The organism is Streptomyces sp. CB00455 (assembly GCF_001905445.1).
Classification (GTDB): Bacteria; Actinomycetota; Actinomycetes; order Streptomycetales; family Streptomycetaceae; genus Streptomyces.
In genome coordinates, this window is the sequence record NZ_LIVQ01000012.1 from 25,850 (window position 1) to 51,083 (window position 25,234).

Annotated in this window: 21 protein-coding genes; 9 read left to right on the plus strand and 12 right to left on the minus strand. The window is 71.2% G+C overall.

All coding sequences use genetic code 11. The annotated features are described in order from the left end of the window. Both AMK16_RS31540 and AMK16_RS31545 read right to left on the minus strand, forming a co-directional pair. The gene (locus AMK16_RS31540; protein WP_079191863.1) at positions 1-810 is read right to left on the minus strand and encodes an HpcH/HpaI aldolase family protein; all 810 of its coding nucleotides are present in this window, start codon (positions 808-810) and stop codon (positions 1-3) included. Continuing rightward, positions 807-1,667, minus strand: a complete 861-nt coding sequence (locus AMK16_RS31545) for a TauD/TfdA dioxygenase family protein (protein WP_073920760.1) — start codon at positions 1,665-1,667, stop codon at positions 807-809. Before AMK16_RS31545 ends, AMK16_RS31540 begins: the two co-directional genes overlap by 4 nt. 318 nt (positions 1,668-1,985) lie before the next feature. Here AMK16_RS31545 and AMK16_RS31550 point away from each other — a divergent pair, with 318 nt between their 5' ends. The 3 genes from AMK16_RS31550 to AMK16_RS31560 are packed head-to-tail and all read left to right on the plus strand — an operon-like array spanning position 1,986 to position 5,802. Continuing rightward, positions 1,986-3,269 carry an MFS transporter gene (locus tag AMK16_RS31550; protein WP_073920761.1) on the plus strand — a complete coding sequence of 428 codons (1,284 nt, stop codon included), beginning with the start codon at positions 1,986-1,988 and terminating at the stop codon, positions 3,267-3,269. Between the two features lie 39 nt (positions 3,270-3,308). Further along, complete coding sequence (locus tag AMK16_RS31555; RefSeq protein WP_073920762.1) at positions 3,309-4,544, plus strand: ATP-grasp domain-containing protein; 1,236 nt, start codon at positions 3,309-3,311, stop codon at positions 4,542-4,544. 13 nt (positions 4,545-4,557) lie between these two features. Beyond that, positions 4,558-5,802, plus strand: coding sequence for an ATP-grasp domain-containing protein (locus AMK16_RS31560; RefSeq protein ID WP_073920763.1), 1,245 nt, complete (start codon positions 4,558-4,560; stop codon positions 5,800-5,802). A gap of 66 nt (positions 5,803-5,868) precedes the next feature. Here the strand turns inward: AMK16_RS31560 and AMK16_RS31565 are convergent, their stop codons facing one another. Together AMK16_RS31565 and AMK16_RS31570 are read right to left on the minus strand one after the other, a co-directional pair. Next, positions 5,869-6,912, minus strand: a complete 1,044-nt coding sequence (locus AMK16_RS31565) for a carboxymuconolactone decarboxylase family protein (protein WP_338014523.1) — start codon at positions 6,910-6,912, stop codon at positions 5,869-5,871. Continuing rightward, complete coding sequence (locus tag AMK16_RS31570; RefSeq protein WP_079191864.1) at positions 6,909-8,402, minus strand: multicopper oxidase family protein; 1,494 nt, start codon at positions 8,400-8,402, stop codon at positions 6,909-6,911. Before AMK16_RS31570 ends, AMK16_RS31565 begins: the two co-directional genes overlap by 4 nt. A 257-nt stretch (positions 8,403-8,659) precedes the next feature. Between AMK16_RS31570 and AMK16_RS31575 the strand changes: the two genes are divergently transcribed. Continuing rightward, entirely contained in the window at positions 8,660-9,487 is an 828-nt protein-coding gene (locus tag AMK16_RS31575) for an SAM-dependent methyltransferase (RefSeq protein ID WP_073920765.1), read from the plus strand. A gap of 138 nt (positions 9,488-9,625) precedes the next feature. Here AMK16_RS31575 and AMK16_RS31580 read toward each other — a convergent pair whose 3' ends face one another. Next, on the minus strand, positions 9,626-10,288 hold the full coding sequence (locus tag AMK16_RS31580; RefSeq protein ID WP_073920834.1) for a DUF2306 domain-containing protein: 663 nt from the start codon (positions 10,286-10,288) through the stop codon (positions 9,626-9,628). Positions 10,289-10,728: 440 nt separating this feature from the next. Between AMK16_RS31580 and AMK16_RS31585 the strand changes: the two genes are divergently transcribed. After that, positions 10,729-12,348: an MFS transporter gene (locus AMK16_RS31585; RefSeq protein WP_073920766.1), complete on the plus strand. Its 1,620-nt coding sequence runs from the start codon at positions 10,729-10,731 to the stop codon at positions 12,346-12,348. 137 nt (positions 12,349-12,485) lie between these two features. After that, a complete protein-coding gene (locus tag AMK16_RS31590) occupies positions 12,486-14,066 on the plus strand; it encodes an MFS transporter (RefSeq protein ID WP_073920767.1) in 1,581 nt (526 codons plus the stop codon). 67 nt (positions 14,067-14,133) lie between these two features. On the opposite strand, the gene AMK16_RS31595 is transcribed toward AMK16_RS31590, so the two are convergent. Continuing rightward, entirely contained in the window at positions 14,134-15,258 is a 1,125-nt protein-coding gene (locus tag AMK16_RS31595; RefSeq protein WP_073920768.1) for an acyltransferase family protein, read from the minus strand. 293 nt (positions 15,259-15,551) lie between these two features. Between AMK16_RS31595 and AMK16_RS31600 the strand changes: the two genes are divergently transcribed. Beyond that, on the plus strand, positions 15,552-16,622 hold the full coding sequence (locus AMK16_RS31600) for a DUF2855 family protein (protein WP_107417297.1): 1,071 nt from the start codon (positions 15,552-15,554) through the stop codon (positions 16,620-16,622). A gap of 76 nt (positions 16,623-16,698) precedes the next feature. Here AMK16_RS31600 and AMK16_RS31605 read toward each other — a convergent pair whose 3' ends face one another. From AMK16_RS31605 to AMK16_RS31630, 6 genes are all read right to left on the minus strand, one after another. Next, positions 16,699-18,084 (minus strand): FAD-binding oxidoreductase, encoded by a 1,386-nt coding sequence (locus AMK16_RS31605; protein WP_073920769.1) that lies wholly within the window; start codon positions 18,082-18,084, stop codon positions 16,699-16,701. Between the two features lie 184 nt (positions 18,085-18,268). After that, positions 18,269-19,825, minus strand: coding sequence for a class I SAM-dependent methyltransferase (locus tag AMK16_RS31610; protein WP_073920770.1), 1,557 nt, complete (start codon positions 19,823-19,825; stop codon positions 18,269-18,271). Between the two features lie 12 nt (positions 19,826-19,837). Then, on the minus strand, positions 19,838-20,608 hold the full coding sequence (locus AMK16_RS31615; RefSeq protein ID WP_073920771.1) for a thioesterase II family protein: 771 nt from the start codon (positions 20,606-20,608) through the stop codon (positions 19,838-19,840). Next, positions 20,605-21,828 carry an acyltransferase family protein gene (locus AMK16_RS31620; protein ID WP_143196919.1) on the minus strand — a complete coding sequence of 408 codons (1,224 nt, stop codon included), beginning with the start codon at positions 21,826-21,828 and terminating at the stop codon, positions 20,605-20,607. The genes AMK16_RS31615 and AMK16_RS31620 overlap by 4 nt, the downstream gene beginning before the upstream one ends. A gap of 245 nt (positions 21,829-22,073) precedes the next feature. Further along, positions 22,074-22,550 carry an SRPBCC family protein gene (locus tag AMK16_RS31625; RefSeq protein WP_073920773.1) on the minus strand — a complete coding sequence of 159 codons (477 nt, stop codon included), beginning with the start codon at positions 22,548-22,550 and terminating at the stop codon, positions 22,074-22,076. Positions 22,551-22,594: 44 nt separating this feature from the next. Further along, the gene (locus AMK16_RS31630) at positions 22,595-22,936 is read right to left on the minus strand and encodes a YciI family protein (protein WP_073920774.1); all 342 of its coding nucleotides are present in this window, start codon (positions 22,934-22,936) and stop codon (positions 22,595-22,597) included. 216 nt (positions 22,937-23,152) lie between these two features. Between AMK16_RS31630 and AMK16_RS31635 the strand changes: the two genes are divergently transcribed. Together AMK16_RS31635 and AMK16_RS31640 are read left to right on the plus strand one after the other, a co-directional pair. Then, on the plus strand, positions 23,153-23,905 hold the full coding sequence (locus tag AMK16_RS31635; protein ID WP_073920836.1) for an SDR family NAD(P)-dependent oxidoreductase: 753 nt from the start codon (positions 23,153-23,155) through the stop codon (positions 23,903-23,905). Between the two features lie 60 nt (positions 23,906-23,965). Next, positions 23,966-25,129 (plus strand): acyl-CoA dehydrogenase family protein, encoded by a 1,164-nt coding sequence (locus AMK16_RS31640; RefSeq protein ID WP_073920775.1) that lies wholly within the window; start codon positions 23,966-23,968, stop codon positions 25,127-25,129. Positions 25,130-25,234 lie beyond the last annotated feature (105 nt).

Here is a 25,234-nt window from a genome sequence, read left to right on the forward strand (position 1 = left end):
TCAGACCGCGACCGCGGCGGTCGCCACCGCGAGGTGCGAGGCCGCGGCCTGCTGAAGGTGGGTGATGTCGCTGGAGACGGTGGCGAAGGTGAAGCCCTCGGTCAGGCGTTTGGCCGCGCTCTCCCCGTCCAGGCAGTGGATGCCGCAGGCGATGCCGGCCCGGCGGGCCGTGCGGGTGATGCGCTCCAGTGCCGCTTCCAGGGCGCCGGCCGCGGACGGGTCGCCGAAGTAGCGGGCGCCGAGCGCGGCGGACAGGTCCGCGGGGCCGACGTAGACCGCGTCGAGTCCGGGGGTGGCGCAGATGGCGTCGAGGTTCTCCAGGGCGGAGGCCGTCTCGACCATCACGATGCAGGCGACCTCGTCGTCGATCTCGGCGGGCACCGATCCCACCCGCAGTTCCGCGCGGACGGGTCCGGCGAGGCTGCGGGTGCCGGCCGGGTGGTGGCGGCAGGCCCGCACGACGGCCAGCGTCTGCTCGGGGGTGTCGACCATGGGGACGACGACGCCGCGCGCCCCGGTGTCGAGGGCGACGCCGATGGAGACGGGGTCGGCGGAGGGGACGCGGATGATGCCGGCGGAGCGCTGCCGGGAGTCGACGGCGAGCATGGCGGCCTGCCAGCCGGGCTGGTGCATGACGCCGTGCTGGCCGTCCACGCCGATGTAGTCGTAGCCCAGGCCCGCGATGCGCTCGGTGCCGACGGGGTTGTCGCAGGCGATCCAGTACCCGACGAGCCGCTCGCGGCGGCGCAGCCGGCGTGCGAAGCCGGCCGGTCCTTGGGCCCTGGTCAGGGCGGTGACGGCGGCGCTCACTCGCCCTCCTTGACGGCGTAGCTCTGCTTGCCGTCGAGGCCGACCGGCACCTCGCCGTTGATGGAAACGCGGTGCAGGACGCGCTTGTGGGTGCCGTAGTCGTTGACGGCGTAGTGCTGCGTGCTGCGGTTGTCGAAGATCAGCACGTCGCCGGGACGCCAGTTCCAGCGCGCGGTGTTCTCCGGGCGGCGGACGTACGCCTGCAGGACGTCGATGATCGGGCGGGACTCGCGGACTTCCATGCCCACGAGCCACTGCGCGAAGCCGCCGAGGAACAGGCTCGGCTCCCCCGACTCGGGGTGCACCCGCACCACCGGGTGCGCGGTCTCGAACCGGCGGGCGAGGAACGCCGCGCGGACCTTATCGCCGCGCTCGGTGCCCAGGCGGGGCTGCTCGGCGTGGTTGGTGTGCACGGCCCACAGCCGGTCGGCGATCTCCCGCAGCTCGGCCGGCAGGTCCTTGTAGCCGGCGGCTGCGTTGGCGACCAGGGTGTCGCCGCCGTAGGGCGGCAGGACGACGCTGCGCAGCGTCGTGCCGAGGGAGGGGGTCGTGGTGAAGCTGATGTCGGTGTGCCAGTGGTCGGCGCGCTGGTCCTCACCGTCGACGGCGAGGACCTGGCCGGCGCCGTCGACGGTGCGCATCATCGGGTGCCTGCGGCTCAGCGGGCCGAATCGGCCGGCGAATTGCAGCTGCTGTTCGTCGGTGATGTCCTGATCCCGGAAGAAAAGTACTTTGTGCTCGAGGAATGCTTCGCGGATCTGCCCGAAAACGGATTCCGAAAGAACCCCGGAGAGGTCGACTCCGGTTACCTCCGCGCCGATACGGCCGCCGATCCTTCGTATGTCGAACGTGGACACCAACATTCCTTCCGGGCTCGCAGGAGTCCTGATCCCTCCCATGGGGACGCGGGTGCGGCCGGGCATGGGAGGGTGCAGCGGCGATCGGACGGGACCACCCGGACAGGACGCGCCGAGCCAACCACGGGCCTCGTACGGCGGCAACCGGCCATTTCGGAGCGCGACGACTTCAGCAACTCGGCCGTCGGTCGAAATCGGCCGGTCACCCGGCAGGGCCGGACTTGTTCAAGTCGCATTCCTGGCGAACGGCCCGCTTGTCGCCCTGTTCACGCCGTGGTCAGCTCGGGTCCGTGTCTCCAGAAAGGGACTGCTGATCCGATGAGTTTCCGGCAGCTGCACCCGAACATCAGGCTGCGCATCTGCGTCGGCTTCATCCAGCGTCTGCTCGGCATCATGCTCATGCCGCTGGTGGTCATCCATCTTGCGGCCCTGTACGGGGCGGCGGTCGCCGGTGTGCTGACGCTCGCCGTGGCGGTGTCCGGAATCGCGGCCAACTTCGTCGGGGGGCACCTCTCCGACGTCCACGGGCGCAGACCCTTGCTGATCGTGGGCGAGCTGGGAGCCACGGTCTCCTTCGCACTGCTGGCGCTCGTCAACTCCCCCTGGTGGTCTTCCGGCTGGGCGACGTTCGCGCTGTTCCTGGTCAACACCTGCTCATCGCAGCTGGCAACGCCCGCCGCCGACGCCATGATGATCGACGTCTCCACCCCGGAGAACCGGCCGCTCGTCTACACGATCAACTACTGGTCGGTGAACCTGGCGTTCACCGCCGGCGCGCTGCTCGGCGGCTTCCTCTACGACGGCCACTTCACCCAGCTGCTCGCCGGCGCGGCCCTGCTGTGCGCGGCCACCACGGCGGTGGTGTGGCGCTGGATCGCCGAGACGGCCCCCCGCACGGGCAAGGAGGTGGCCACCGGGATCCCCGCGATGTTGCGGGGCTACCTCGCCGTGGGCAGGGACCGGGTCTTCCTGCGGATGCTGGCCGCTGCGGTGCTGATCGCCGCCGTCGAGATGCAGATCGGGTACTACATCGCGATCCGGCTCTCAGCGGACTTCCCCGAGCAGGCCCTGTTCGTGATCGGGTCGTGGACGGCCCCGCGCGTGGACGGTGTGGCCATGCTGGGCATCCTGCGCGCGCTCAACGCCGCCCTGGTGGTGGCGCTGGTGCTGTTCGCAGGCAGCCTGCTCGGCAGGATCTCCGACCGGACCCGGCTGTACGCGGGCATCGGTGTCTTCACCGCCGGCTACATGGTCTGGGCCGTCAGCGACACGGGGTGGGTGCTGATCGCCGCTGCCGTCGTGCTCACCCTCGGCGAGATCGCCTCCATCCCCATCCGGCAGGCGTTGCTCGCCGATCTCGTCGATCCCGCCGCGCGCACCAAGTACATGGCGGTCTACGCCCTCAACGCACGGATCGCCCTGGTCATCGCATCCCTGTGCGTGACCGCCGGCGCCTTCGTGCCGCCGCTCGCGATGAGCCTGCTCTACGCGTGCGCCGGGGTTGCCGCCGTCCTGGTCTACCGCTCGCTGCTGCGGGTGCGCGCCGCCCGCCGGGAGCGGGACGCCCGCGGCGGGGCCCCCGCCACCTCCCTGGCCGCCTGATCCCCCGCGAACCGCGAACCCGCGAACGGAGTTCCCTCGATGACGCAGCCCGCCGCGTCCCAGCGGCTACTGATGGTGATGCCCTACAGCCAGTTCGTCCGCAAGGCGGTGGAAGCGGGGTTCGCCGTCTGGTCGATCTGGGACCCGGCACTGCGCGAGCAGGAGTACCTGGACGAGGTCGCCCTCTACTCCCGGGAACTCCTGCTCACCGATTTCGGCGACAGCCAGGGCCTTCGGGAGCTGATCGTCGAGACCGCCCGCGCCCATGCCGTCGACCACATCCTGCACCTGGGATCCGAGGACACGATGGACGTGGCGGTCGCGGCGGCCGAGGAGCTCGGCCTGTCCCCCAACGGGTCCGACGCGGTGCACCTGCTCAACGACAAGGCGGCGATGCGCCGGCTGCTGAACGCCGCCGGCCTCTCGGTGGTGCGGGCCGAGCGTGTGGCGACCGTGGAGGCCGTCCGAGCCGCCGTCGGCGAATTCGGCCTTCCGGCGATCGTGAAGCCGTCCGATGCGTCGGGGAGCCGCGGCGTTGCCCTCATCCGGGAGGCCGGCGACCTCGACGTGTGGGCCGACCAGGTACGCGATACCGGGCTCGGAGGCGGCCCGTTCCTCGTCGAGGAGTATCTGGAAGGATTCGAGTTCAGCGTCGAGACCCTCACCGCGGACGGTGTCCACCACGTCGTCGGCATTACGGCGAAGCAGACCAGTGGGCCGCCCGGCTTCGTCGAGACCGGGCACATCCACCCGGCCCCGCTGTCCGTGTCGCAGGAGAGCGCTGTCCGGGAGGTGGTGACGGGCCTGCTGGACCTGGCCGGTCACCGGTTCGGCCCCGCGCACACCGAGGTGATCCTCACCGCCTGCGGTCCGCGGATCGTGGAGTCCCAGGCCCGTCTGGGCGGCGACCGCATCCCGCTCCTGGTGGAGGTGGCCCGCGGCTACGACCTCGAAGCGGCCGTCTTCCGCGCCCTGGCCGGCGAGCCGGTCGCCGTGCCGACGGTCCGCCGGAGCGCGGCCATCGGCTTCTTCCGTTTCCCGGCCGGTCCGCTGGAATCGGTCACGGGTCTCGAGCCGGTCCGCGCCCTGCCGTACGTCCACGCCCTGCACTTCCCGTACCGTCCCGGCGATCTGCTGCCGGCCACCACCGACTCGTTCACCCGCCACGGGTACGTCGTCGTCGACGGCGCGTCCCCCCAGGAGGTGACCGAGCGGATCGACTCCGTACGGGAGCGCCTGCGGGTGGTCGTCCGGGAAACCGTCCTTGCCACCTGAAGGGAACCATCCGTTGAGTACCCGTACCGTCCTGCTGATCGGCGGGGTCGACGTCCACCTGGAGCGCTTCAAGGCGCTCGGCGTGCGCGTCGTCCTCATCCAGCACCCCGACAAGGTCACCGCCTTCCAGACGCGGACCGCCGACGTCACCCTGGTCGTCGACTACACCGACTGGAACACCGTCCTGCCTTTCGCCGAGGCTGCGCGCACGGTGTACGGCGTCGATGCCGTGGTCTCCCTGACCGAGCCCGGGCTGAATCCCGCGGCCCGGCTGGCCGACCTGTTCGGCCTCAGCGACGGCCGGCGCTACGAGGTGAGCCGCAGGATGCGCGACAAGTGGCTGATGCGGCGCCACCTCATCTCCCGGGGGCTGCCCGCCCCGCACTGCGCGCGCGTCGAGGGCCGGGAGTCGCTGGAAGCCTTCGGGGAGCTGGCCGGCTACCCGTTCATCGTCAAGCCGGTCTCCACGACGGCCGGCTTCGGGCTGATCCGGGCCGAGAGTCCCGAGGACCTGTCCCGGGTGTGGGCGCGCGTCCAGGAACTGGACGGCGGCCGTACCGACCGGGGTTCGACGATGTTCGTGGTGGACGGCTTCCTGATGGAGTCGTACATCGACGGACCTGAGTTCAGCGTGGAGGCGCTGAGCTTCGCCGGCCGGCACGTGATCGTGGCCGTCACGGAGAAACTTGTGGACGAGACCCACTTCGCCGAGCTCGGTCACGCGCTGCCGGCCAGGCTCTCCGAGGGCGACCGCGACCGGATCACCGGGGCCGTCGAGCAGTTCCTCACCGGCATGGGCGTCACCGATGGCCCCAGCCACACCGAGATCCGCCTCAGCAGCCGGGGTCCGGTCGTCATCGAGTCCCACAACCGGCTGGGCGGGGACCACATCGTCGAGCTCGTCGAGGCCGCGTACGGGATCGACATGGTCGCCTACGGGGCGGCCTGGGCGGTCGGTCTCACCGAGGCGCTGACGGTGGGCCCCGACCCGACGGGCGCGGCCTGCACCCGCTTCGTGCTGCGCAGCCCCGGCACCGTGGTCGCCGTGTCCGGGGTCGGGGAAGTGGCCGACCGGCCCGACGTACTGCTCGCGCAGGTCTCTGTGGCGCCGGGCGACACCGTGCGCCCGTTGCGCGACAACTGGGACCGGCTCGGCTGTGTGGTGGTGCGCGCGGCGGACACCGACAGTGCGATCGAGCTGTGCGAGCGTCTGGCCCGCGAGGAGATCCGCATCGACATCGAGCCGGCGGCTGCCTGAGGCGCCTGGCCGGGCCGCCGACTGGACGTGTCCGGGCCGGACCCCGGGGGGTCCGGCCCGGACACGTCACCGGTGCAGCGGGGCGGAGGTGCGGGCTCCGAGCCGGACGCCGAGGTGGACCGCGGTGGTCAGGGCGGCCCAGGAAGTGAGCTCGATGATCTTCTGGTCGTGGGCGTACTGCTCGCGGACGGCGGCGATGTCCTCCCCCGTGACCCGGTGCGCGGCGAACGCGGTCAGCAGCGCGAGGCGGCCGGCCGGCCGGTCCTGCGGCGGAAGACCGGCGAGGGCCTCGGTCAGCCAGCCGGAGCCGAGGCCCGGTGCGGCGCCGTCCCAGCCGGCCAGGCGCGCTGCCAGGAGTTCGCGCACGGCCTGCGGCACCCAGCGCGCCGCGTTCTCGACGGCGGCGGCCGAACGGCCCAGCGCCGCGGCCAGGGCCGGCGCCGCACTGGCCCACTCCAGGCCCTCGGGCAGCGGCGCGTCGGGCAGCAGGTCCAGGCCGGCGCCGGCGACCGGGGGGCCTGCGACCGGTCGCATGGCGCGGGCGACGGTACGCAGGATCGTGCCCCGTGCCGCAGCCGGGGTCTGAGCGGGCAGGGGCGAGTCCTCCAGGAAGATCCCGACCATGCGGTTGAGGTAGTGGAAGGTGAGGGCCACGCCGAGGATCTCGGGTGCCTCGGCCGCGGTGAAGGGCGCCGGCCCGGACATCTGCCCGTCGGCTGCCTCCCGGAACCACTGCGTCACGGCGGCGGTCGCGCCGGGCTCCACCGCGTGCTCGGCCGGCAGCGCCTGCAAGGTCGCCTGGTGAACGTCCACGCAGTAGGGGCACGCGTTGGCCCGGGACACCTCGGTGGCGACGGTCTCCTTCACGGCCCGGTCGACCCGGCCTTCGACCAGGAGCGTCTCCCGCAGCAGCAGCCAGCTCGCGGCCAGCGGCTCCGGGGCGGCGGAGTGCAGGGCCAGCGGGGGCGCGAGCACACCGAAGTCGCGCTGCGCCTGCTCGTAGACCCGTGCCACCTGGCCGCGGGCACGGCCCGGGGATACGGCTTGGACGTGGCGGATGTCGCGCAGCGAGCTGCGCAGCACCGCTCTCACGATCGTCCTCATCGTCATCGGACGATCTCCAGCTGGGCCATCATGCCGGCCACGTTGTGTTCCTGCATGTGGCAGTGGTAGACGTACTTGCCCGGCCAGCCCTGGAACGTGGCCTGGATCCGCAGCGTCTCGCCGGGCCGCACCAGCACCGTGTCCTTGAACCCGGCTTCGCCGGGCAGCGGCGGCCTGCCGTCGCGGTCGAGCACCCTGAACTGCACCATGTGCAGGTGGAAGGTGTGGTCGATGCCGCCGAACTCCGAGTCGACGGTGTCCGCGTTGTAGATCTCCCAGATCTCGGTCGTGCCGTTCTGGACGACCGTGTCGACGCGGTCCGGATCCCAGCTCAGGTCGTTGATGGCGTAAGCCATCTTCGAGGGCGCGACGGCGAGCTTCATCCGCCGGGTGCGGGCGGGGGCGGGCAGCGCCGGCATCGAGCGCAGCCGGGTCGGCACCCGGCTGTCGTCGGCGGCCTGGCGCGTGACGTCGAAGCGCAGCACTGGAGCCCCGGTGTCGGAGAGCACGAGCTTGCTGCCGATGGCGTGCCGGGAGAAGTCGACGACTATCTCCGCCCGCTCGGCGGGGGCAAGCGTCAGCTTGCTCCGGGTCACCGGCTCGGGGAGCAAGCCGCCGTCGGAGGCTATCTGGATCATCTCCACGCCGCCGAGGTCCAGTTCGAAGATCTTGTGGATGGAGGAGTTCAGCAGCCGGAAGCGGTACTTTCGGGCGGCGACGGGGAAGAAGGGCAGCGGGCGGCCGTTCGCCAGCAGGGTGGAGCGCGCCTCGGGGTGCTCCACGTCAAGGATGAGACCGCCCGACGCGTCGAAGTGGGCGTCGCGGAGCATGATCGGCACGTCGTACTGGCCGCTGGGCAGCCGCAGCTGCTGCTCGGATTCGCACTCGATGAGGTAGAAGCCGTGCATGCCGCGGTAGACGTGCTCGGCTTCCATGTGGTGGGTGTGGTCGTGGTACCAGAGCGTCGCGGCGTCCTGCTGGTTGGGATAGTCGAAGGTGCGCGACTGGCCCGCGGCGAAGAGGTCCATCGGGTAGCCGTCGCTCTCCGGCGGCACGTGCCCGCCGTGGAGGTGCACGTTGACGGGGAGTTCCAGCTTGTTGGTGTACTTGACCCGCACCTTGCGTCCGGACTTGGCCTTGATGGTGGGGCCGATGAAGGTACCGCCGTAGGTCAGGGCCTGGGTGGTCTTGCCCGGGAGGATCTCGACCTGGGCGGGCCGGAGGTCGAGTTCGTAGACGTCGGTGTCGCCGCGGGTGCTCACGGGCCTGGCCACCTTGGGTACGGGCATCTCCACGGTGAACGGTTCGGCGGCCTGGAGCGGGGAAGCCTTCGCGACCATTCCGATGCGCATGATGTGCTGCTCGGCTTCGGAACGGCCGAGTTGCGCCGTGGCGGTTGCGCCGCGTCCGGACATCCACATCGCGGGCAGACCGAGCGACGCTCCGGTCGCCACCACCCCGCCGGCGGCCAGCATGACGCCACGTCTGTTGAGCATGTGATCCCCTCATCGTTTCGCGGGGCGCCCGCGCGACGCCTTGGGCCTCCGGGGCGCCCGGTCCCGGAACGTCGGAACGCCGTTGCGATCCTGGCACCCACGGTCCCGGCGATCCTTATCCGAACTTGCTGACTTGGTGGCAGCCCCCCGGCCGGCAGGGCAGCAACCGCGGAGATGCGCCCCTCCCCGTGCGCCGCGAAGGATCGGCGGCGGGGCCGCTCGAATGCGGTGTGCCGTGCGATGGGAGAAGCGGGTTCATGACAGAGGTACGAGACGGCCTTGCGGAAATCGGAAGACACTATGACGAGCGCACTCCCATCGGTGAGGAGTTCCGCGAGGGACAGTTGCACATGTGGTATTGGTACGACCGGGAGGACGAGGCGACCCTTCCGCAGGCCGTGCACCGCGTCACCCGCAAGGTCACCGATACTCTCGGGCTTCGTCCGGGGGAACACGTGCTGGACGCCGGCTGCGGTCCGGGCGAGACGGCGCTGTTCCTGGCCCGGCAGCACGGGGTCAAGGTGACCGGCGTGACGGTGAGCGGATTCGAGCTGGCGCGGGCCCGTGGCCGGGCCGAGGACGCCGGCCTGTCGGACCTGGTCGACTTCCGCTACGGCGACTTCATGGACCTGCCCTTCCCGGACGGTTCTTTCGACGCCGTACTGGCGCTGGAGTCCCTGCAGAACGCTCCGGACCTCGGGCAGGTGCTGCGGGAGCTGTACCGGGTGCTGCGGCCCGGGGGCCGCATCGCGTTCTCCGACTTCAGCCTCGGGGAGCCGGGCGAACCCGAGCGGGTCGAGCAGTTCATGACGACGCTGAAGCTCCCGGTGCTCCCCACCCTCGAGGAGTGGCTGGGGCACGTGCGCGGCGCCGGCTTCGCGGTCGAGGAGTTCACCCAGTGCGGCCCTCGGGTGTTCGGCATGAAGGGGAAGTACCTCCATGCCGCGATGGGTCAGCGGGACCAGGTCGCCGGGAAGTTCGGCGAGGAACGGCTCGCCGAGTTCTCCCGTGTGCACCGGGGGTTCTTCGTACCGCGCAAGGACCAGATCGGCTACGCGATCGTCTGCGCCCGCAAGCCGCGCTGAGCGCCCGGGGCGGGGACCCCCGCGCGGCGTCCGGGCGCGGACGCCCGGACCGGGACCGCCCCGAACGGGAACGCACGGGGTGTGGCGCGCGATGTGCGCGCGGCGATGCGGACGATGTGATCGGCACCGCTGCGTGCGTCAGTGCACCGGCCGGCCGGCCGTGCGGTTGAGCCACCACTGCACCGCCAGCAGGTTCGCCACCCATCCGGTCCATCGTGCGGCTTCGAGGAAGACATTGGGGTCGACCTGTACCCGCAGGGTCTGCACGACCATCAGGATCGTCGTACCCCACAGGTTGTTCATCACCATCGCGAAGGCGTAGAGCATCAGCCGGCGGTGTTCGGCGTAGCGGCGCTGGCGGATCCTGACGAAGCCCATGACGGAGAAGGCGAGCCACAGCGTCGTGGCGATGCCGACACCCAGCCGGCCCACCGGCGGGGCGAAGGGGACGATCACCAGGCCGAGCAGGCCCGCGACCACCGTGGTGAGGACATACACCCGCCCGCCCCAGCGGTGTGCGGCCGGGTGCCGCCGGCGCAGCCAGGGCCATATCTGGAGGATGGAGGTCAAAAGGGCGACGGTGGCGAACGCAATGTGCGTGATCAGTGCCGGGTAATACAGCGTGAAGCCGTCGTGCGGCATCAGCGGCGCGGTCTCGCGGTCCAGGTACGGCAGCGCGGTGAAGGCGATGTAGCCGGTGGAGACCACGAACAGCGGTGCGATCCAGGGACGCCGCCACCACCCTCGCGATCTGGCCACGGGGGCCTGGGCCGCGGCGGGCCGCAGCGTTTCTGTTCCCACCGACGTGTCGTCGGTTCTTATGAGGCTCTGGGCCACGGTCGTTCCTTTTTGTCAGGCGGCCCGCCGGTCTCGCCGGCGCGGATTCCGCATCCGGTTCCGGCGGGTCCACCGGGGGCCGTGGGCACACGACATCGGTGTCCCGAAGGGGAGCGTCACAGCAGCGGAATTCGGCCAGCAACTTCCAGATTGCCGTCTCGAACCGGTGCGGGCCCGGCCGGTGGTGGACGGGGCCCCATCGCGGCAAGTGAGCAATACGGAAGAGGACACGGCCCCTTGTGCGGTGGAAGGATTGTTCACGCGGCACAAAGGCGGAATGAGATGTTCCGATTGGCCGGGAGCTCCGGGCTGCCCTCCGTCCACCACGGGACGATCTTCCAGTTCATCTCCACGCGGGTGCCCCCACCCCCGAGCGGCAGCCCCGTGAACGAAAGGACCACATCGTGACGACAGACGCTGCGCCCAAAGCAGGGCGTCGGGAGTGGCTGGGCCTCGCGGTCCTCGCCCTCCCTGCGACGCTCGTCTCCTTCGACATGTTCGTGCTGTTGCTGGCACTGCCGCAACTGAGCGCCGACCTGGGGGCCAGCAGCACCCAGCAGCTGTGGATCATGGATATGTACGGCTTCATGGTCGGCGGCTTCCTGGTCACGATGGGCACCCTCGGCGACCGCATCGGCCGCCGCAAACTCCTCCTGATCGGCGCCGCCGTCTTCGGTGCCGCCTCCCTGCTGGCCGCCTTCTCCACCAGCCCCGAAATGCTCATCGCCGCCCGCGCCCTGCTCGGCATCTCCGGCGCCACCCTGGCCCCCTCGACCCTCGCCCTCATCAGCAACATGTTCCGCGACCCCAAGCAGATGGGCATGGCCATCGGCATCTGGGCCGGCTGCTTCTCCATCGGCGCCATCGTCGGCCCCATCGCCGGCGGCGCCATGCTCAGCACCTTCTGGTGGGGCTCCGTCTTCCTCCTCGGCGTACCGGTGATGCTGGTCCTGCTCGTGGTCGGCGGCAAGGTGCTGCCCGAGTACAAGGCGCCCCAGGCCGGACGCCTGGACCTGCCCAGCGTCGCCCTGTCCCTCGCGGCCGTACTCCCCTTCATCTACGGCCTCAAGGAGATCGCCCGGCAGGGCTTCTCCGCGCTGCCGGTCGCGGCCGTCGTCGTGGGCCTGGCCATCGGCGTGCTCTTCGTCCGCCGCCAGCACGCCCTGAAGGACCCGCTGCTGGACCTGTCCCTGTTCAAGAACAAGAGCCTGAGCGGCGCCCTCGTCAGCCTGCTGGTCTTCAGCATGCTCGGCGGCGCCAGTCTGCTGTTCCTCGGTCAGTTCTTCCAGTTGGTCACCGATCTGACGCCGCTGCAGGCGGGGCTCGCGCTCGTCCCCGGTCTGGTCGTCTCCATCGCGGGCATGTCCTTCGCTCCGGTGCTCGCCCGCAAGATCCGCCCGGCCTACCTCATCGCGAGCGGTCTGCTGGTCTCGCTGAGCGGCTACCTGCTGTTCTTCCTCGTCGGCGCCGATTCCGGCCCGGCCGTCCTGATGACGGGCTTCGCCCTCGCGAGCCTGGGCGGCGGCCCGCTCGTCGCCCTCGGCACCGGCCTGGTGGTCGGCTCGGCCTCGCCGGAGAAGGCGGGCGCCGCGGCCTCGCTCTCGCAGACCAGCAATGAGTTCGGGGCTGGTCTGGGCATCGCGATCGTCGGCACCGTCGGCACCGCCGTCTACCGCGACCAGATCTCCGAGAACCTCCCGGCGGGCCTCCCGTCCGCTGCTGCCGACACGGTCCGGGAAGGACTGGCGAGCGCTCTCACCGAAGCGGCCGCGATCTCCGGACCGGTCGGCGACTCGCTGGCCTCCGCCGCTCGCGAGGCTTTCGTCAGCGGGGTCAACGCCGTCGGAGCCACCGCCATGGTGCTGATGGCCCTCGTTGCCGTCACCGTCCTCGCGCTCCTGCGCCAGGTTCCCGCTTTCGGCGCCGCTCAGGGCGGCGGTGAGGGACCGGCTTCGGCTCCCGCGGACCAGCAGGAGGCGGAGCAGCGGGAGGCCGACAGCCCGGTCACGACCGCGACCGGCTGATCCCGACCCCGGACACACCGACCCGTGGAGGCCGTGGCGACCGTCACGGCCTCCACGGCTTTCCTGCCGCCCACCACCGGAAGGACCGAAACGTGAGCACGACCGGAGCCGCCCCGCGCGCGGGGAGACGTCAGTGGATGGGCCTGGCGATCCTCGCCCTGCCCACCCTGCTCGTCTCCTTCGACGTGTTCGCCATGTTGCTGGCACTGCCGCAAATGAGCACCGACCTGGGGGCCAGCAGCACCCAGCAGCTGTGGATCATGGATATGTACGGCTTCATGGTCGGCGGCTTCCTGGTCACGATGGGCACCCTCGGCGACCGCATCGGCCGCCGCAAACTCCTCCTGATCGGCGCCGCCGTCTTCGGTGCCGCCTCCCTGCTGGCCGCCTTCTCCACCAGCCCCGAAATGCTCATCGCCGCCCGCGCCCTGCTCGGCATCTCCGGCGCCACCCTGGCCCCCTCGACCCTCGCCCTCATCAGCAACATGTTCCGCGACCCCAAGCAGATGGGCATGGCCATCGGCATCTGGGCCGGCTGCTTCTCCATCGGCGCCATCGTCGGCCCCATCGCCGGCGGCGCCATGCTCAGCACCTTCTGGTGGGGCTCCGTCTTCCTCCTCGGCGTACCCGCCATGGCCGTGCTGCTCCTGCTGGGTCCCGCCCTGCTGCCCGAGTACAAGGCACCCCAGGCCGGACGCCTGGACCTGCCCAGCGTCGCCCTCTCCCTCGCGGCCGTACTCCCCTTCATCTACGGCCTCAAGACGGTGGCGAAGGAGGGCTGGGAGCCGCTGCCGACCGCCGCCGCCGTCCTGGGCCTGGCTTTCGGGACCGTCTTCGTACGCCGCCAGCGCCGGCTGGAGTCCCCGCTGCTGGACCTGCGGCTCTTCGGCAACGCCCCGCTCAGCGCGGCCCTGGTGAGCATGCTCTTCTACAGCGCGCTCACCGGCACGACGATGCTGTTCGTCACGCAGTACTTCCAGTCGGTCGACGGCATGTCGCCCCTGGCGGCGGGTCTGGGGCTGTTGCCCGGGATGGCCGCGTCCATCCTCAGCATCACCGTCTCGCCCGTGCTCGCCCGCAGGATCCGCCCGGCCTACGTCATCGCCGGCGGCCTGGCCCTGGTGGTCGCCGGTTTCGTGGTGCTGCTGCAGGCAGAGGCCGGCTCGGGTACCGTCTGGCTGATCGTGGGCTGGGCGCTGAACGGGCTGGGCGGTGGGCCGCTCATGGCCCTCGGCACCAACCTCGTCGTCGGCTCCGCCCCTCCGGAGCGGGCGGGTTCGGCGGCCTCGCTCTCCCAGACCAGCAACGAGTTCGGCTACGGGCTGGGCATCGCGGTCGTCGGCACCGTCGGCACCACCGTCTACCGCGACCAGATCTCCGAGAACCTCCCGGCGGGCCTCCCGTCCGCCGCGGCCGACGCCGCGCGCGAGAGCGTGGCGGGTGCGGTGTCGGCGGCCGGCGGCCTGGCCGAACCGCTCGCTTCCAAACTGGTCGCCATGGCCGGTGAGGCGTTCACCGGCGCCATGCTGACCGTGGTCGGCGTCAGTGTGGTGCTGCTCGCCGCGGTGGCCGTCCTGGTCGCGGTCGTCCTGCGCCACGTGCCGGTCCTCGGCGCGCAGGCGGCGGCGGGTCCCGAAGCTGACGCCGGCCAGGACGCTGCCGGCCCGCAGGCAGCGGCGGAGGCCGGGCTGCCCGTGGCGGCTTCCTCGTCGGGCTGACGCCCCGGGACCACGTGAAAGCGCCCGGCCCGCCGCCGCGGGGCCGGGCGCGTGGCGTCCGGATCGGTCAGAGCAGCGCGGGCTGGCGCTCTTCGGCCGCCGCTTCGGCCGGCGCCGCGGACGGTACGGCGATGATGTGGCCGCGCCGGCGGGAGCGGGAGAAGCGCTTCATGACCGGGCGCTCGACCAGGGCGTACGCCAGCCACGCCAGCACCACGGTGACCGCCAGAAGCGCCCCGACGACGCCGATCGCGGGAACGGTGTCCCAGCTCCGGGTGGCGCCGAGGAACCGGTGGCCGTAGCTCTGCACGAGCTGGTGGAGCATGTAGAAGGCGAAGGAGATCTCGCCGAGCCAGACCATCGGACGCGTGGCGAACCAGCTGCCGCGGCCGGCGCTGTCGTGCGCGGCGGCCGAGGCCACGAGCAGTCCGAGCGGCACCAGCATGACCCCGACCAGGTTGTAGGGGGCCGGGAAGTACGGGGCGGCCACGTACGCCACGGCGACGAGGGCGAGCGAACCGCCGAAGCCCAGCGGCAGCCTGCGGCCGGTCATGACCACCTTGGCCAGGATGATGCCGAAGACGAAGTCGAGCAGGCGGGTACCCGGGAACATGTAGACCAGCCACATGTCCGAGGAGGTGAGGTTCACCATCGGGACCAGCGTCTGGTCGGGCAGCAGCCCGGAGACGAAGGGAACGGCCAGGACCAGGGCGACCACGACGCCGGCCGACAGCCACAGGCGCTCGGGACGGATGCGGTTGACGATGCGGATCAGGACGGGGAAGAGGGCGTAGAAGAGCACCTCACAGGAGAGCGACCAGGCCACCCCGTTGAAACCGCTGCGGACCATGATGTCCGGGGACCACGACTGGAGCAGGAAGAGGTGCGTGACGGCCTGCCAGCCGTCGATCGGCGCACCCGCGACCCAGACCATCAGGGCGGCCGCGGCGATCAGGGTGAGCAGGTGGAGGGGGTAGACCTTGAAGAAGCGGCGCCGGTAGAAGGCCGAGGTGGTGTCGCGGGCACGGGTCGACCAGGTCAGGATGAATCCGCTGAGGATGAAGAAGAAACCGACCCCGGTCCAGCCGCCCTGGATGAAGGACTTTTCGGCGACGCCCTGGGCGCCGCCGGAGGCGAAGTGCTCGAACGTGGCGTGGAAGAAGAACACCATGGCCGCTGCGACGAAGCGCATACCGGTCAGGGAAGGAAGCCGGGACTGCACGGCCGCGGTTGCGGTCGCGGATCTCGTCGGTCGCTGTGTCATCTGGGTTCGCTTTCCCGTTCTTTGGATGGCCGGATCCGGATGTCGCGACTGTGGCAAGTCGGCCACCGCACCGGCATCTTCGAGATTGCGGCGCTGCCGGTGCGTTCTGCCGGGGGTCCGCCACCGCAAGCCAGGAGATGCGTCCGTGCGGACCGGGCCCTGACGATGGCCCCGGCGGGCCGAACCGGGCCGCCGCACCGCAAGACGAAGGGGAGACGCACGTGCCCGATCTGGACAGGTGGGATCTGCTGGTCAGGCGGGACGACCTCGCCGACGGCGAGATCCGGCAGGCGTCCCTGGAACCGCTGCGGCCAGGCGAAGTGCGCCTGGTGGCGGAGAAGTTCGCCTTGACGGCGATCACTGCCACGTACGCGCGCCTGGGCGAGTCCGAGCTGCCCTTCTTCGACGCCTTTCCCGGTCCGGACGGCCACGGCCGTGTCCCGACCTGGGGCTACGCCCGGGTCGAGGAGTCGCTGCACCCCGAGATCACCGTCGGCACCCGCTACTTCGGCTTCCTGCCGCTCTCCTCGCACGTCACGCTCGCGGCGAGCCCGACCCCGCGCGGCTTCGCCGACACCGCTCCCGGGCGGGACTACCTGCACCCCTGGTACCGCGAGTACCTGCCGGCCGGGGAACCGGATGCGCTGGACGACCATCGTCTGCTGCTGCGGCCGCTGTACCCGGCCTCGTTCAACCTCGCCGAATTCCTCAGCCGTGAGGTCGAGTCGGGCACGGTTCTGATCACCAGCGCCTCCAGCAAGACCGCCGTGGGCCTGGCGGCCCTGCTGGCCGGCCGTGAGGGCCTGCGCACCGTGGGCGTGACCGGGGCGGCCAACCTGGACTTCACCCGCGGGCTCGGCCACTACGACGAGGTCATCACCTACGAGGACGTGCCCTCGGCCGAGGTGCCCGCATCGGCCGTGCTCGTCGACTTCACCGGCCAGGCGGAGCGGCTCTTCCTCCTCTACGACCGCTTCGGCGCCGCTCTGAAGGACGCGCTGCTGGTCGGCTACACCCATCCCGGTGCGGAGATCGAGCCGCCGCCGGAGCTGACCCATCCCGAGCCGTGGATCTTCTTCACCCCCACCGAGGAACAGCGCCTCATCGAAAAGGAGGGTGAGGAGGAGTACCGGACCCGCTACGGCCGGTCCGAGGAGAAGTTCGTCGAGGCCGCACTGTCGTGGCTCACCGTCAGCCGGGCGGCCGGTCCCCAGGCGCTGGCTGCCGCCTACCGCTCCCTGATCGACGGGGCCCTCCCCCCCGACACGGGCACCGTGGCCGTCGCCCGCTGATCCACGATCCACAGCCGCAGAAGGCGCCGCCACCGGTGGACACGGTGGCGGCGCCTTCGCCGTCTTCGCGGGCGGATCAGACCAGCAGGGAGCTGCCCGGGGCGACGTCGCCGCGGAACAACCCGTCGGGATCGATCCGCAGCCGAACCCGGTCCACGGCGAGGACGCCCTCGGCGTCCAGGTGCCCTTGGGGCTGCTCCAGGGAGGCGACGAAGGTCGGCGCGGTACGGCCGGTGTCCCAGCGGCCGAGCGCTTCGCGGACCAGCGCGCAGTGCTCGCGGATCTCCTGCTCGGTGGCGTCGCCGCCGGGAACTCCGGCGCCCGAGTAGGCGTACCGGGCGTCGAGGCGGCCGAGCGCGCCGGAGCCGGGGGGCGCCGTGGCGAGCGCGCCGCCGAGCTGGCGCAGTTCGGCGACGGTCAGGGCCGAGCCCGGCCGGTCGACGGTCACGCGCAGGAACTCGGCGATGCCCTCGTCACCGAGCTCGCCGAGCAGCATGTGGTCGCCGAGGACGGGCACCGGCTCCGGGGGGTCCATATGGGTGTCGGGTACGAGGGTGGGGCCGGCTTCCTGCCAGGTGTCCATCACCGGCTCGGCGGCGGCTCGCAGCGGGGCGAGGAGATCCTGTGCCTGCTGTCGCATCGCGTCGAGGTCGTCCTCGCCCGGGGCGAGCACCACACCGTCCAGGCACAGGATGGGGCCGGCCGTCAGGACGGCCGGGATCTCCGGAAGCCTGGGAAGGTTCATGACCCGGATGGAGGTGGTGGCCGTGGCAGGGGCCGTCTCGGTCCACCTCCGCCACAGGGGCAGCAGCCGGGCCGCGTCGGTGGCGGGCCAGAAGGCGGCGCCGGTCACCACGGCGGTGGCCGGGAAGAGCGCGACCTCGACGGCGGTGACGACGCCGAACCCTCCGCCACCCCCGCGCAGCGCCCCGAACAGCGCCGGATCGTCGGTGGCGTCCACGCGCCGCAGTTCTCCGTCGGCGGTGACGAGTTCCACGGCGCGCAGGCTGTTCACGGCGAGTCCGGTGTAGCGCGCGTACATGCTCAGGCCGCCGTTGAGGAGGTAGCCGACGACACCGACAGTGGGCGACGAGCCGTGTGGCGCGGCGAGCCCGTGCCGGGCCGCGGCCTCGACGACGGAGGCCCACCGGGTGCCCGCGGGCACCCGGGCGACGCGGCGCAGCGCGTCGATCTCGACGTCTGCGCCCAGGGCCGTGCGGATCAGCAGGTCGTCACCCATGGGGCGGGCGGTCGCGGAGGCGTGGCCGGTCGCCTGCACCCGTACGCCCAAACCCTGTCGGCGCGCGTGGCGGATCGCCGAGCGGACCTCGTCGACGGAGTGCGCGGTCACGGCGGCGGCGGGTGACACCGGAGCGAAGAGGTTGAAGACCTGGGTGGCCGCCTCGTAGGCCGGGTCTGCGCGCAGCGCCGTGTCCGCAGGGGACTCGTTGACCATGGTCATGGGTGAGGTTCCTCCAACACGCTGATCAGTACGGGACCGCCCGGGCGCCCAGGCGCCCGACCAGCCTCGTACGCGGCCCCGTGCGGGGGCATCTCCTGGTGTGCGGAGCCCTTGGGCCCGGGCAGCCCGGGACCTCGCGCCGCGGTGTGGCCGGCGCGGGGTCCCGGGCCCGCCCGGGCGCGGCTTACGCGGTGCGCTGCGCGGTGATGAAGACGAAGGAACCGCTGCCGGACTCCTCGACGACGGCGAGACCCGCGTCGGCGAGCCACTTCTTGATCTCGTCCAGCTCGAACAGGAGCATGCCCGCGGGCCGGCTGGGGAAGTAGTGCGAGCCCTGGAAGTAGCGGTCGATGGGGTCGTCTGCCCAGCGGAAGGTCAGCAGGGTGAAGGTGCCGCCCGGCTTGAGGCAGCGGCCGATCTCGGCGATGGCGATGTCGGCCTGCTCCGGGAATGCCTGCAGGGCATTCCAGCAGTTGACGGCGCCGAGGGTGGCGTCGCCGTAGGGAAGGGTGAGGGCGCTGGCGATGACGGCCGGCACCTCGGGCAGCGCCCGGCGCAGCGCATTGAGCATGGGCAGGCCCAGGTCCTGGGCGATGAGCCGCTCGGTGCCGACGGCCTGGTCCACCACGGCCGTCCAGCGGCCGGCGCCGGCGCACAGGTCCAGGACGGGTCCGTCGACGGGGCGGGTGTGCGCGGTGAGGTACGCGTCCTCGTCCTCCGGGGTGACGGCGTCGTCCCAGTTGAGCCCGGCGACGCGAAGGAACGCGGGACGCAGCACGGATTCGTAGTAGACGCCCATGCTGGGCATGGCGGCGAGCTTCTGGAGCAGGTCGGCGGTCTCGTCCTCCTCGGTCGCCTGGGAGCCGGTCGCGCCGGCGGACAGGTCGAGGAGTCCATGAGCCAGGGGGAAGGACGCCTGGCAGTCGGCGCAGCGCGCGCCGCCGTCGGTGAAGTCGAGGCGGCCGGTGCAGGCCGGGCAGCGCAGGGCGTCGGCGTGCCGGGCGAAGGCGTCGGCGCCGAGGCCGGAGGCCGGGCCGGCGCCGTCGGTGGAGGCGATGGGGTAGGCGGTCTCCAGGGCGGCGCCGTGGCGCACTGCCCAGTAGGCCTTCATGCCCGAGTACGCGAGCACCGTGCGGGTGTCGTTGTCCCAGTTGGAGGTGGCCTGTTCGGGGGTGAGAGCGCGGATCCACTCCTTGTCGAACCCGCGCTCGTCCTCGTTGAGCTGCCAGGCCGCCGGCGAGGGCCAGCAGCGGCCGAGGTCCGGGTCGTCGAGGTCGAGCTCCCGCAGCGTACGCTCCAGGCGGGTGAGGTCGTTGGAGTCGAGGGCCAGCTCCTCCGTAGCTGCCACGGCCAGGATCGCCTCGCGGTGCTGGGGGAAGTGCGAGAGCAGGTAGAGCAGCGCGGTCGTCAGGGGGGTGCCCGCGCCGCTGCCGGCCAGGAGTTCCAGGTAGCGGCCGATGCCCGCGGCCACGGCGGTGAGCACCGGGCCGTCGGTGGCCGGGTGCTCCGCCTCGGCGAGCAGTCCGAGCAGGACCGCCACGTATCCCTTGCGCTCGTCGTCCACCGTGTCGAGCAGGGACACCAGCTCCGGCACCGCGGTGGCGGCGCTGCTCGCCGCGCCGTCCTGGCCCCAGACCTCACCGGCCAGGCGGAGGAATTGCGCCTCCAGGCGGTCGGCCGGCGCGTTCGCGAAGGCGTCCAGGTGGTCGGTGACGGCCGGGGGGGTCGTCTGGTCGGTCATGTGCGCGTCCTTTCAGGAGGAATGGGCGGACACCGGGTGCCGGGACGGCCGCGTGGCGCCCGTCGGCTGTCCGGAGAGCTCGCGCGCGATCTCCGCCGTGTTCCCGGGATCAGTCAGGTAGAAGTGGCCACCCGGAAGCAGCCGCAGTGCGAACGGTCCGGTGGTGTGACCGGCCCAGGCACGGGCCTCGTCGACGGTCACCAGCGGGTCGGCGTCCCCGAGGAACGCGGTGACCGGGCAGGAGAGCCGGTGCCCCGGATCGGTGTAGGTCTCGAAGGCCCGGTAGTCGCTGCGGACGGCCGGCAGGAGCAGGCGCAGGAACATCTCCTCCGCCACGGAGACGGTTTGCGTGCCGCCCAGCCGTGCGATTTCCGCAAGGATCTGTTCGTCGTCCCGCAGGTGGACGCCGTCGTGGTGGTGGCGCGACGGGGCGAGCATGGCGGACACGAAGAGATGCGCGGGCCCGCTTCCGACCGCCTCCAGCCGCGCGGCCACCTCATAACCGAGCAGGCCGCCCAGGCTGTGGCCGAAAAGTGCCAGGGGCGCGTCCCGCAGAGGACCGAGCGCCGCCGCGATGTGACCGGCCATCATCTTCAGGTCGCCGATCAGCGGATCGGCCATGCGGTCGTAGCGGCCGGGGTACTGCACGCCCAGCACTTCCACTCCGGGGCCGAGTGCCTCGGCGAGCTGGAGGTAGGAGTGGGCCGCTCCTCCTGCGTGGGGAAGGCACACCAGACGGAGCGCTCCGGGGGGAGCGGGCCTCAGCGTGCGCAGCCAGGTCACGAATGGATCGTCTCGACGCTGGGTCCCGCCGAGGCCTTGCCCAGCCGCTCGCGCAGCTTCATGGCGGGGCTCTCGATGAGGTAGAAGCTGGCCGTGGCGAGCACGATCGTGCCGCCGAGGGTGATGCCGAAGAGCTTCCAGAAGCCGCCGGGCCCGAAGATCCCGCCCTGCCAGAAGTAGATGACGGCGATGTGCCACAGGTACAAGCCGTAGGAGATGCGGCCCAAGAAGCGCATCACCGGGTTGCTCATGGCGGCGATGACGAACTTGCTCCGGTCGTGGGGCACGGTCACCGGGGCAACGATGAACAGGCCGAAGAGCATGTAGAGCAGCATCTCGGTGAGGCCGCCGGCCATGTCCGGGTAGTCCGCGTAGCCGGGCTTGCCGATGGGACGCACGCAGGCGACGACATAGATGGCGAACGCGGCGGCCCAGCACCACAGCGGGTGCTTCATCATCCAGCGGTAGATGGCCGGGATGGTGGCCGGGGAGAGGTCGGCGGCGGCGGACAGGGCGGCGAGGCCCATGCCGACGGCGATGAATCCGAACCATTTCGGCGGCCATTCGTTCTGCATCGGGTACTGGCCCATCGAGGGCAGTTCGGTCCACACGCAGAACACGAACCCGAGGACCACCAGGGAGCTGAGGGCCCACAGGATGCGGCGGACGCGGACGCCCGGGTCCGGGGACCGCCCAGCGATCTTGTCCAGGGCGCGGGCCATGAGCGGAAGGAGGGCGTAGAAGGCCACCTCGGTCGCCAGTGTCCAGGTCTGCTCCAGGCCCTGGGCGACGGTGCGCGAGTCCAGCTGGTAGACCTGCAGGAGCAGCACGGCCCGGATGACCTGCCAGGCGCCGTGGATGTTCTCGCGGTTCAGGAAGGTCATCGCGACGGCGACCAGTGCCCAGTAGGCGGGCAGGGTGCGCAGCACGCGGCGCCACAGGTACGGCTTGACGGCGGGCTTGCGGGTGCCGGCGAGGGTGGCGAGTGCGAACGGCCGGTAGAGCAGCATGCCCGACAGGATGAAGAAGATGGGCAGGGACACCTGCAGCTGTTGGAGCAGGACGCCGTAGAAGCCCTTGGGCTCCTGGTCCATGAGCCCGATGATGCCGGCGCTGAGTCCGACATGCGTGGTGAGCACCCCCATGGCTGCGAGACCGCGCATGCCCTCAAGCTCCGGGAAGAACCGGCGCTCGGTGGTACGGGGGCGGCTTGCGTCCACGGAGGGTCTGATCGTGGTCGTGGCCACAGTCCAACCCCCTGGTTGTTGAAGAGACTCGACCAGCTTCAGGGCGGTCGTTCACGGCGGCATCTCTCGGATTGCGGTGTTGACCGGGGTGTGCGGGGGCTGCCGGCCGGGGCACGGCGAGGTGCGGCGGTGTGCCGCCGGCCCGGGAGCGGACATGCCGACGGGGGCGGTAAGGGCTCTCCCCAGGCCCTTTCCGCCCCCGTCGTACCGGCTTGCCCTCAGGCGTTTGCCAGGTACGCGCCGAGCGAGTCGAAGAAGCTGTTCCAGCCCCCCTTGACCTCCTCGGCCTTCTCGTCGTCGAACTGGCCCGCCTGGTGGAACGTCAGCTCCGTGCCGCCGTCGCGGTCGGCGAAGGTGACGGTGGTCAGCTCCTCCGCCTCACCGCGTGCCGCGCGCTCGGCGATGTTCTCGTCCTTCGGGTCGACCAGGGTGAAGACCAGCCGCTCGTTCTCCACCACCTCGCGGTAGACGCCGGTGAACGGGAACTCGCCGATACCTTCGGCGGCCATGGTGGCGCTCCAGGCGCCGCCGACGCGCACGTCCAGGTTCACGGTCGACGGGTCGGTGCTGAAGCCGACCGGGCCCCACCACTGAGCGAAGCGCTCCGGGTCGGTCCACGCCCGGTAGACCGATGCGCGCGGGGCGTCGAGGGTGCGGGTGACGGTGAGCTCGTTGAGCTGCGTCGTGTCAGTCAAGGTGCTGGTGCCTTTCGGGCGGTGCGCGGAGAGGGAGGGCGGGATCAGCCCGCGGGGGCGTCGAACAGCGGGCGGATCTCGACGCCGCCGTCGTGCACCGGGACGACCTTGGCGACCTCGAGGGCGTGCTCGATGTCACGGGCCTCGAGCACGAAGGTGCCCCCGAGGGACTGCTTGGCCTCGGCGAACGGGCCGTCGAAGACCTCTCCGCCGCGGATCGCCTTGGCGGTGCCGGCCGGCTGCAGGGCGAGACCGTTGAGGATCTTGCCGCCCAGCTCCTCGACCTTGCCCGGGAAAGCCTCGTGGGCGGCGAGCAGCTCCTTGGGGGCGTTCTCCCAGCCGCCGGGGATCTCGGCCTCGTAGATGAAGACCGCGTACTGAGCCATGGTGGTTCTCCTTCTGGTGTCCTGTCACCGCAGTGCGTGCGGCAGCACTCTTCGTCCGCCACCAGTTTTTCGCTTCGCGCCCCTGAACCACATCTTCCAGATTGCTGCTCTGGGGGCTGATACCAGCCATGTGTTCCGCACCCGGCGCTGATCTTCCCGGCCCACATCGCAATCCGGGAGATGCGCCCGGCCGACGCCAGCCACGACTCTGACCGCATGACTGACTTCGAGAACAAGACCGTCCTGGTCACCGGTGGTGGCAGCGGCATCGGGCTGGCCACCGCCCGGCGCCTCCTGGAAGAGGGCGCCAACGTCGTCCTCGTGGGCCGTGACCCCGAGCGCCTCGCCACCGCGGCGAAGGATCTCGACGCCGGGGAGCGGGTCCTGACCGTGGCCGCCGATGTCGCGCGCCCCGGCGACCTCGACACCGTCGTCGACCAGGTGCGCGAGCGCTTCGGCAGCCTGCACGGCGTCTTCGCCAACGCCGGCATCGGTCTGAACGCCCGTACCGCGGACGTCACGGAGGCCGACTTCGACCAGGTCGTCGGCACCAACTTCAAGGGCTCGTTCTTCACCGTCCAAAAGGCATTGCCGCTGCTGGAGGAGGGCTCCTCGATCGTCCTGAACGCATCCTGGCTGGTCCACCGCGGCATGGGCGCGGGCTCGGTGTACGCGGCGAGCAAGGCCGCCGTGCTCAACCTGCCCCGCACGCTGGCCCCGGACCTCGCCGAGTTCGGCATCCGGGTCAACGCCGTCACACCGGGTCACATCCGCACCGAGATGTTCGACATGGTCGCTCCGGTGGAGCCGGTGCGCGAGTTCTTCCGCGGCCAGGTGGCCCTCGGCACGCTCGGTACGCCGAAGGACATTGCCGAGACCGTCCTGTTCCTGCTGTCGCCGAAGGCGGCCTACATCACGGGCCAGGAGTTCGTCGTCGACGGCGGCCTGACCGGCTCCGTCCCGGCCTGACGGGCCGGCGTACAGACGACGTACCGGCCTACAGACGTACCGACGTTCCAAGGAGAACCAGTGATCGACTTCCGGCTCGGCGAAGAGCACGAGGTCCTGCGCAAGAGCGTCGAGGAATTCGCACGCACCGAGGTCGCGCCGGTCATCGGCGAGCTCTACAAGCGGGACGAGTTCCCGTACGCACTGGTGGCCGAGATGGGCCGGATGGGCCTGTTCGGCCTGCCCTTCGACCAGGAGTTCGGCGGCTCGGGAGGGGACTTCCTCGGGCTGTGCCTGGCGCTGGAGGAGCTCGGGCGGGTCGACACGTCAGTCGCGATCACCCTGTCCGCAGGTGTGTCACTGGGCGCCATGCCGATCCACCGCTTCGGGACGCGGGAGCAGAAGGAGCGCTGGATGCCTCAGCTGTGTGCCGGTGAGGCACTCAGCGCGTTCGGGCTGACAGAGCCGGGCGGGGGCACCGACGTCTCGGGGCTCACCACCACGGCGGTGCTCGACGGGGACGAGTGGGTGATCAACGGCGCCAAGTCGTTCATCACCAATTCCGGCACCGACATCACCCGGCTGGTCACCGTGACCGCGGTGACGGGCGTCCGCGCGGACGGCCGCCAGGAGACCTCGACCATCGTGGTGCCGTCCGGGACGCCCGGCTTCGAGGTGGCGCCGAAATACTCCAAGGCGGGCTGGAACGCGTCGGACACCCGCGGCCTCACCTTCACCGACTGCCGGGTGCCGGCCGGAAACCTGCTCGGCGAACGGGGCCGGGGCATCGCGCAGTTCCTCTCGGTCCTGGACGAGAGCCGGATCGCCATCTCCGCGGTGGGTACCGGTGTGGCCCAGGGCTGTGTGGACGAGAGCGTGCGATACGCACGGGAGCGGACGGCCTTCGGCCGCAACCTCGGCGCGAACCAGGTGATCCAGTTCAAGATCGCCGACATGGAGGTACGGGCCCAGTCGGCCCGTCTCGCCTATTACCAGGCGGCGTCGAAGATGCTCCGGGGGGAGCCCTTCGCCAAGGAGGCTTCGGTCGCCAAGCTCGTCTCCTCCGCCGCCGCCATGGACAACGCCCGCGACGCCACACAGATCTTCGGAGGCTACGGCGCGCTGAACGACTATCCGGTGACCCGCTTCTACCGTGACGCCAAGGTACTGGAGATCGGTGAGGGCACGAGCGAGGTCCAGCGGATGCTGATCGCGCGCAGCCTGGGGGTCCGGGCGGCCGCCTGAGTCCTCGGGGCCGGGGTGTGGCCCGTACGCCTGGCGTACGGGCCACACCCCCGTCCGGGATCCTTGCGGTCCGGGCCGGGCCGGGGCCCCCGACCGGACCCGGCG

Excerpts from the sequence above, each read along its gene's own strand:
- AMK16_RS31635 (WP_073920836.1), top strand. The coding sequence starts at position 23,153 with ATGACTGACTTCGAGAACAAGACCGTCCTGGTCACCGGTGGTGGCAGC.
- AMK16_RS31575 (WP_073920765.1), top strand. The coding sequence starts at position 8,660 with ATGACAGAGGTACGAGACGGCCTTGCGGAAATCGGAAGACACTATGAC.
- AMK16_RS31590 (WP_073920767.1), top strand. The coding sequence starts at position 12,486 with ATGGGCCTGGCGATCCTCGCCCTGCCCACCCTGCTCGTCTCCTTCGAC.
- AMK16_RS31595 (WP_073920768.1), bottom strand. The coding sequence starts at position 15,258 with ATGCGCTTCGTCGCAGCGGCCATGGTGTTCTTCTTCCACGCCACGTTC.
- AMK16_RS31570 (WP_079191864.1), bottom strand. The coding sequence starts at position 8,402 with ATGCTCAACAGACGTGGCGTCATGCTGGCCGCCGGCGGGGTGGTGGCG.
- AMK16_RS31630 (WP_073920774.1), bottom strand. The coding sequence starts at position 22,936 with ATGGCTCAGTACGCGGTCTTCATCTACGAGGCCGAGATCCCCGGCGGC.
- AMK16_RS31565 (WP_338014523.1), bottom strand. The coding sequence starts at position 6,912 with ATGACGATGAGGACGATCGTGAGAGCGGTGCTGCGCAGCTCGCTGCGC.
- AMK16_RS31605 (WP_073920769.1), bottom strand. The coding sequence starts at position 18,084 with ATGACCATGGTCAACGAGTCCCCTGCGGACACGGCGCTGCGCGCAGAC.
- AMK16_RS31610 (WP_073920770.1), bottom strand. The coding sequence starts at position 19,825 with ATGACCGACCAGACGACCCCCCCGGCCGTCACCGACCACCTGGACGCC.
- AMK16_RS31550 (WP_073920761.1), top strand. The coding sequence starts at position 1,986 with ATGAGTTTCCGGCAGCTGCACCCGAACATCAGGCTGCGCATCTGCGTC.
- AMK16_RS31555 (WP_073920762.1), top strand. The coding sequence starts at position 3,309 with ATGACGCAGCCCGCCGCGTCCCAGCGGCTACTGATGGTGATGCCCTAC.